Genomic DNA, 7,072 nt, shown 5'->3' on the forward strand with positions numbered 1-7,072 from the left:
CCCCCGCAGTCTCACGAGAGGCCCCCGCATGCGATCGTCACCGCATCACCTCCGCGCCCTGCGCGGCCTGTTGGGAACGCTCCTCACGGCTCTCACCGTCGTCGCCGCGCTGGTCACCACGACGGCACCGGCACAAGCCGACACCACGATCTGCGAACAGTTCGGATCGACCACGGTCCAGGGACGCTACGTCGTCCAGAACAACCGCTGGGGCACCAGCGAAACGCAGTGCGTCTCCGTCTCGGACACGGGTTTCAGGGTCACCCAGGCCGACGGCTCCGTGCCGACCAACGGCGCCCCCAAGTCGTACCCGTCGATCTTCAACGGCTGCCACTACACGAACTGTTCGCCGGGTACCAACCTCCCCGCGCAGCTCAGCACAATCTCCAGCGCCCCCACGAGCATCTCGTACGGCTATGTCAGCAACGCGGTCTACGACGCCGCGTACGACATCTGGCTCGACCCGACGCCGCGCAAGGACGGTGTGAACCGGACCGAGATCATGGTCTGGTTCAACAAAGTGGGTTCGATCCAGCCCGTCGGCTCCCAGGTCGGCACGGCCACCGTGGGCGGGCGCAGCTGGCAGGTGTGGTCGGGCAACAACGGCGGCAACGACGTGCTGTCCTTCGTCGCCCCGTCTGCGATCAGCAGCTGGAGCTTCGACGTCATGGACTTCGTCCGGCAGGCCGTGGCGCGGGGACTGGCGCAGAACAACTGGTACCTGACGAGCATTCAGGCCGGTTTCGAGCCCTGGCAGAACGGCGCGGGGCTGTCGGTGAACTCCTTCTCGTCGACCGTCAACACCGGTGGCACCGGCCCCGGGGACCCCGGCGGCCCGGTCGCGTGCAAGGTGTCGTACGGCACGAACGTCTGGCAGGGCGGCTTCACCACCAACGTCACGGTGAGCAACACCGGTTCGGCAGCCGTCGACAACTGGAAGCTCGCCTTCACCCTGCCCTCCGGTCAGCGGATCACCAACGCCTGGAACGCGTCGATCACCCCGTCCTCGGGGGCGGTCACGGCAAGCGGACTGTCCCAGAACGCACGGATCGCGGCGGGCGGCAGTCAGTCGTTCGGTTTCCAGGGGACCTACAGCGGCACCTTCGCCAAGCCGGCCGCATTCAGCCTGAACGGCACCGCCTGCACCCTCGCATGACCCGACCGGCGGGCCTGTGAGCCCGCCGTGCCCACCTGCTCCGGGGCTCGCTCTTCTTCCCTGCGCCGACAGGGCGGGCCCCGGAACTCCCCCAGTGCCGACCGTCCCGGAAAGGCCTGTCCGCATGAACCGCTCGCCGTCCCCCCGCCGCCCGGCCCTGGTGGCCGCGCTGTGTGCCGTGGCGCTGACCCTGACGGGGCTGACCGCCGCCGCCCCGCCCTCCGGAGCCTCCGCCGTCGCCGCTCTGCCCTACCAGAACCCCTCTCTGCCGGTGTCGGACCGTGTCGCCGATCTGCTGTCCCGGATGACGCTCGACGACAAGATCGGCCAGATGACGCAGATCGAGAAGGACGCACTGGTCCCGTCCTCCGACCTCGCCACCTATCGCATCGGGTCGGTGCTCTCCGGAGGCGACTCCACCGTCAGTCCCAACAACGCCCAGACCTGGGCCGACACCTATGACTCCCTGCAACGCACCGCGCTGGGGACTCCGCTGGGCATCCCGATAATCTACGGTATCGACGCCGTGCACGGGCACAACGCGGTGCGCGGCGCCACGATCTTCCCGCACAACATCGCTCTCGGCGCCACCCGCGACCCCGCCCTGGTCCAGCGCGTCGGCCGCACGGTGGCCGAGGAGATGGCGGGCACCGGCATCGACTGGGACTTCGCCCCCTGCCTGTGCGTGGCCCGCAACGACCGATGGGGCCGGACCTATGAGTCCTTCGGCGAGAAGCCCGAACTGCCCACGTCGATGGCGACGTTCGTCACCGGCCTGCAGGGCGAGAACCTGGGCGCGGGCCCGGCCTCGGTCCTCGCCACCGCCAAGCACTACCTGGGCGACGGCGGCACCGCCGGCGGCATCGACCAGGGCAGCACCCAGGTGTCCGAGGCCGAGCTGCGCGCCGTCCACCTGCCGCCGTTCAAGGAGGCGGTGCGCCGGGGTGTCGGCTCGGTGATGCTCTCCTACAGCAGCTGGAACGGCGTGCGATCGCACGCCAACAAGTACCTGGTCACCGACGTGCTCAAGGGCGAACTCGGGTTCGACGGCTTCGTCGTCTCCGACTGGGCCGCGGTCGACCAACTCGACGGGCAGACCGGCTTCACCGGCGCCGAGATCACCACGGCCGTCAACGCGGGCGTCGACATGGTGATGGTCCCGCACGACTACAAGAAGTTCCTGAGCCTGCTGCGCGGCGAGGTGAGCGCGGGCCGGATCTCCCAGGCGCGCATCGACGACGCCAACCGCCGCGTCCTCACCAGGAAGTTCCAACTGGGTCTGTTCGAGCGCCCGTTGACCGACCGCTCGTACACCTCCGGGGTCGGCTCCGCCGAGCACCGCGCCCTGGCCCGGCAGGCCGTACGTGCCTCGCAGGTGCTGCTGAAGAACAGTGGCGGCATCCTGCCGCTGGCGAAGAACGCCAAGCTGTTCGTGGCCGGCAAGTCCGCCGACGACATCGGCAACCAGAGCGGAGGCTGGACGGTGGGCTGGCAGGGGCGCAGCGGCGCCGTCACACCCGGGACCACGATCCTGCAGGGCATCCGGTCGACCGCCACCGATCCGTCCCGGGTCGCCTACGACCGCTACGGCAACGGGATCGACGGCAGTTACACGGCCGCCGTGGCCGTCGTCGGCGAGAGCCCGTACGCCGAGGGGCAGGGCGACCGCCCGGGCAGCATGGGGCTGGACCAGGAGGACCTGCAGACCCTCGCCAGGCTGAAGGCGAGCGGTGTGCCCGTCGTCGTGGTCCTGGTCTCCGGGCGCCCGCTCGACATCGCCGCCCAACTGCCCGACTGGAAGGCGCTGCTGGCCGGCTGGCTGCCGGGCACCGAGGGCAACGGCGTCTCGGACGTGCTGTTCGGGGACTACGCCCCGACCGGCAAGCTGCCGGTGACGTGGATGAACAGCGTCTCCCAGCAGCCCATCAACGACGGCGACGGCAAGACGCCGCTCTTCCCGTACGGCTACGGCCTGTCCTACGACACGACACCGGCCCCGGAGCCGACCCCGACGCCGACCCCGACGCCGACGCCGTCTCCGTCGTCCAAGGCGTGCAGCGCCGAGTTCCGGGTGGCCTCCTCCTGGACGGGCGGCTACCAGGCGGAGATCACCGTCAAGAACACCGGGACCGGACCCCTGACCGGCTGGTCGGTCGAGTGGGACCTGGGCGGGTCGACCGTCACCAATATCTGGAACGGCTCGCTGAGCGTGGCGCAGGGCCGGGCCACCGTCCGCAACGTCACCCACAACGGCACGCCGGCACCGGGCGCGACCACGTCGTTCGGCTTCACCGCGAACGGCACCGCGGGCGCGCCGGCTCCGCAGTGCACCGCCTCCTGACCATACGACCGGCACCGCCCGCACCGTACGACCGAGGAGAGACCGCGGGCCGGCAACGTCGGTGTGGAGGTGCCACCCTCGGCGTCATGTGTGCGTCGGCGTCCCGAACCCGGGCGGCGACCCGCGAACCGGCCGACAAGACCGGCAGAACGCCGGGTTGCCCCCGGAGGACGACCAGCCGCTGACAAGCTGCTTTCCCCGCCCGGCCGCCACCCGCAGCACGGGCGGGCGAGACCGGGCTCCCACCGCACGGCGGTGCCTCCCGGCCGAAGGCCGCGAACCCGCCTTGGCCCGTGAAGTCAGGGCGGGTTCGCCGTGAGCCCTTGAGGGGTGTCGTACGGGCCCCGAGCCGGTGACATCGCCGGTGCCGCCTTACGTGCGGTGGAGTTTCCGGTCACCGACATTCCGGGCCCGGTCGTAGCAAGCGCTTCGTCAACGGGTCCGGCGCGACCGGACAAGCCGAGGCTTGTGCCCCCGGACCAGGCTCACATGTGCGGCAGCCCCTTACGCGCAGGGATCGATCTCCGCCTCCGCGTCATGGCTTCACACCTCTTCGTCGCCGCCCACGAGCCCCCCTCGGGGCAGATCGGAAGGCACCCGGCGAGTACTCCAACTCGGCGCGGATGGCGCAGCGTTCGCCCCAGAGCACGGCCATCCGCGCCGCCGCACCCTTCGGCGGTCGAACCTCTGTACGCGCATCGACGCACGGTGTACGGTCTCGGCCCGACGGGGTTTGGGAGCGCTCCCATAAGCTGTTTCCGCATCGCACGAGGAGGAACACGTTGAAACGCTTCTTGGCCTTACTGGCCACCTGCGCCACGGCCCTCGGTCTCACCGCACTGGCCGGGCCCCCGGCGACGGCCGCCACGGGGTGCAAGGTCGACTACACGATCACCAGTCAATGGCAGGGCGGTTTCCAGGCCGGGGTGAAGGTCACGAACCTGGGCGCCCCCGTCACCGGATGGACGCTGAAGTGGACCATGCCGGACGCGGGACAGAAGGTCGTCCAGGGCTGGAACGCCACCTGGACGCAGTCCGGCTCCGCGGTCACCGCCGCCAGTGTCGACTGGAACCGCACCCTGGGCACCGGCGCGGCAACCGATCTGGGCTTCACCGGCTCCTTCACGGGCGCCAACCCCAAGCCCTCGGCCTTCACCCTCAACGGTGTGGCCTGTACGGGCTCCGCCGGTGACGAAGACCCTCCGCCGCCCACCCCGGGCACCGGCGGCACTCCCGTCGACGTCAACGGACAGCTCCACGTCTGCGGCGTGAACCTGTGCAACCAGTACAACCGCCCCATACAGCTGCGGGGCATGAGCACGCACGGCATCCAGTGGTTCAGCAAGTGCTACAACAACGCGTCCCTCGACGCCCTGGCGAAGGACTGGAAGTCCGACCTGCTGCGCATCGCCATGTACGTGCAGGAGAGCGGCTACGAGACCGACCCGGCGGGCTTCACCAGCCGCGTGAACAGCCTCGTCGACATGGCCGAGGCCCGCGGCATGTACGCGTTGATCGACTTCCACACCCTGACGCCCGGCGACCCGAACTACAACCTCGACCGCGCCAAGACGTTCTTCGCGTCCGTCGCCGCCCGCAACGCCGGCAAGAAGAACGTGATCTACGAGATCGCCAACGAGCCCAACGGGGTCAGCTGGGCGGCCATCAAGAACTACGCCGAGCAGGTCATCCCGGTGATCAGGGCCGCCGACCCGGACGCCGTCATCATCGTCGGCACCCGCGGCTGGTCCTCGCTCGGCGTCTCGGACGGCTCCAACGAGACCGAGGTCGTCAACAGCCCCGTCAACGCCACCAACATCATGTACGCGTTCCACTTCTACGCCGCGAGTCACAAGGACAACTACCGGGCCACGGTGAGTCGGGCAGCCGCCAAACTGCCGCTGTTCGTCACCGAGTTCGGCACGGTCAGCGCCACCGGCGGCGGAGCGATGGACCGGGCGAGCACCACGGCCTGGCTGGACCTGCTCGATCAACTGAAGATCAGCTACGCGAACTGGACCTACTCCGACGCCTCCGAAAGCAGTGCGGCGTTCAAGTCCGGCACCTGCAACGGCAGTGACTACAGCAGCAGCAGCGTACTGACCGAATCCGGAACACTGCTCAAGAACCGCATCAGCACCGCCGACAACTTCCCCACCAGCTGACCGCCGACGGGGCTCCGGTTGGACCGGAGCCCCGTCCCGACCGGTCGGGAGCACTCCCAAGTCATCCGCTCCTCCACGCCCACTACCTCGGAGGCACACGTGCGCGTCACTCACCCGCGACCACCGCGCCGCCCCTGGACGGCGGTCCTTGCGGTGGTCGTGCTGTTGTCCGGTTTCACGGCGCTGTCCGCGAGCGGTGCGGAGTCCGGCTGCCGGGTCGACTACACCGTGAACAAGTGGACCAACGGCTACACCGCGCAGATGAAGATCACCAATCTGGGCCCGGCACTGAACGGCTGGCGTCTGACCTGGACCTACACCGGCGACCAGGAGGTGACATCGGCGTGGAACGCGACCGTCACCCAGACCGGCCGATCCGTCGTCGCCGTCAGCACCGATTGGAACCGCACGCTGGCCACCGGAGGCACCGCCGACTTCGGCCTGCAGGGGACCTGGCGGACGGCCGATCCCGCGCCGAGCGACTTCACCCTCAATGGCGTGCCCTGCGGTGGTGACGGCACATCGCCGCCGACCCCGCCCCCCACGACCCCGCCGCCCACGACTCCGCCACCGACGCCCCCGGCGCCCGGCGCGGACTGCGGCAGCGCAGTGCTCTGCTCGGACTTCGAGGACCAGACCGGCTCCGCTCCGTCCGGCGCCTGGCGGTTCACCGCACCCGACTGCCAGGGCACCGGCACGGCCGCCGTGGACAGGGCGGTTGCGCACAGCGGCAGCAGATCGCTGCGCGTCGAGGGCCGGGCCGGCTACTGCAACCACGCCTTCGTCGCCGCCACCGCGGACCTGTCCTCGGTCGGTCCGGTGATGTACGTACGCATGTGGGTGAGGCATACCACAGTGCTCCCGTCCGCCCACGTCACCTTCGTCTCGCTGCCCGATACCTCCCAGGGTGGGCGGAGCCTGCGCGTCGGGGGCCAGAACGGCGCCCTGCAGTGGAACCGGGAGAGCGACGACGCCACGCTGCCCGCGCAGAGCCCGGCCGGTGTGGCGCTGAGCAGGCCGCTGCCCACAGGCAGCTGGCAGTGCCTGCGTTTCGCGATCGACACAGCCGCTCCCGGTCTCGACACCTGGCTGGGCGACGAGCGGATTCCGGGACTGCACGCCGACGGTGTCCCCACGCAGGACATCGATCAGCAATGGCTGGCCCGCACCACGCCACCCCGGCCCAACGCCCTGCGCCTGGGCTGGGAAAGCTACGGGACGGGCGACGACACCCTGTGGTTCGACGATGTGGCCGTGGGCTCCGCCCCCATCGGCTGCTGAGAGCCAGTCAGCCGGGGCGGCCGCGACGTCGCGGCCGCCCCGGCCCGTTCCCGAACCAACCACTACAACAAACCCCCAGCCGACTCCCCTTTCTCTCTTTCCACATCAGCCTTCCCCACCCCCCCCCCC

General features: G+C 69.9%; 4 protein-coding genes. All 4 read left to right on the forward strand.

Features of this window, described 5'->3' with window-relative positions; translation table 11 throughout:
• Positions 1 to 28 precede the first annotated feature (28 nt).
• The 4 genes from AC069T_RS10390 (at position 29) to AC069T_RS10405 (ending at position 6,943) form a co-directional block, all read left to right on the forward strand.
• Positions 29 to 1,156 (forward strand): glycoside hydrolase family 12 protein, encoded by a 1,128-nt coding sequence (locus AC069T_RS10390; protein ID WP_478782334.1) that lies wholly within the window; start codon positions 29 to 31, stop codon positions 1,154 to 1,156.
• A 124-nt stretch (positions 1,157 to 1,280) separates the two neighbouring features.
• Complete coding sequence (locus tag AC069T_RS10395; RefSeq protein ID WP_478782335.1) at positions 1,281 to 3,497, forward strand: glycoside hydrolase family 3 N-terminal domain-containing protein; 2,217 nt, start codon at positions 1,281 to 1,283, stop codon at positions 3,495 to 3,497.
• A 782-nt stretch (positions 3,498 to 4,279) separates the two neighbouring features.
• Positions 4,280 to 5,662 carry a cellulase family glycosylhydrolase gene (locus AC069T_RS10400; RefSeq protein ID WP_478782336.1) on the forward strand — a complete coding sequence of 461 codons (1,383 nt, stop codon included), beginning with the start codon at positions 4,280 to 4,282 and terminating at the stop codon, positions 5,660 to 5,662.
• Positions 5,663 to 5,761: 99 nt separating this feature from the next.
• Positions 5,762 to 6,943 carry a cellulose-binding domain-containing protein gene (locus AC069T_RS10405; RefSeq protein WP_478782337.1) on the forward strand — a complete coding sequence of 394 codons (1,182 nt, stop codon included), beginning with the start codon at positions 5,762 to 5,764 and terminating at the stop codon, positions 6,941 to 6,943.
• The last annotated feature ends 129 nt before the right edge of the window (positions 6,944 to 7,072 follow it).

The sequence above is a fragment of the Streptomyces sp. NPDC043867 genome (assembly GCF_056435845.1).